Raw genomic sequence first — 1,041 nt, 5'->3', positions numbered from 1 at the left:
CCTAAGTATATTTTTGCTCTAAAGCTAACCTTCTTAGCGATCCCAGTAGGTCTCTTCTAAGCTGTCTTCGCGTTCTGGCAGAGCTCGCGATAGGCGAGGAGAGTGCTGAGTTAGCACTTCGTAGCTCACGCGGTTCGCGTATTTACAAATTTGAGAAAGTGATGAATACGTCAGACAGCGTACTTCGTGTTTCTCTGAAGTAGGCACTTCTTTCTGATGGAAAGAGTTTGCAGCCATGTCATGCAGCAGTGCAGACAGTGCAGCATCACCCGCGCCATTAGTGTTCTTAATTTCTAGAGGGCCGCCAAGGTATGGACCGATGTGTGAATACACTTTCATTGGATTCACACAATCTTCTTTGCGCATTGCGCGGCTGAACTCAAACTTGTTGAATTCCTCAATCGAGCTTTCAAGAATATCGTGTGTAGTTTCACGTTTCACTTTTTCGTCCGTGTAACCTGCCATGTAAAGACCGTTTGGCCCGGCAGTACAAAGAACAAGATCTACCCACTCAAGTGTTTTATCCGCAGCAGCGAGTGGATCGTTTTCGCCTGTAAGCGCCGCGCCTTCTTCTTCATTCATAGCCACAACAGATACGTTTTCACGAATGTACTCTTGCCACCATTCCGCATTGCCTTCAATCACGTACTTTGTACCTAGAGTAAGAACAACAGGTACATCGTGCTTCTTGGCAAAATCAATCGCACGTTGTACTGCTTTAGGCATTGGGTCTTCTTCTTTACCGCGCATTAGGTACGAAGAAACAACAAGCGCAGAAGCTTTCTCAAATACTTCTTCAGGAATGCTTTCTGGAAGAAGTTGATTCATGTGACCTTCGTTGATCGCGAATGTACGTTCACCATCTTGAGAGATAAGGGTGTAGCAACGACCAATCGGGCCATCTACCGTTTGTAGGTGGTTTAGGTGCATGCGTGAAGACGTACGGCAAAGGTAGCGGTAGGCGAAAGAACCTACTTGAATGTTCTTTGACATTACGCCAAGCAATACAGATTTGCTGTCTGCTACGACAGAATAATTGTG

At 45.9% G+C, this 1,041-nt stretch carries 1 protein-coding gene; it reads right to left on the bottom strand.

The annotated features are described in order from the left end of the window. Nucleotides 1-33: 33 nt before the first annotated feature. The coding region (locus tag R8N28_RS27055; protein ID WP_318183896.1) for an inosine/guanosine kinase at nt 34-1,041 on the bottom strand (1,008 nt) is incomplete at its 5' end.

It is taken from the genome of Vibrio sp. Vb1554 (assembly GCF_033344235.1).
The sequence above is the reverse complement of the archived record's forward strand: the minus strand, read 5'-3'. Positions and strand labels throughout refer to the sequence as shown.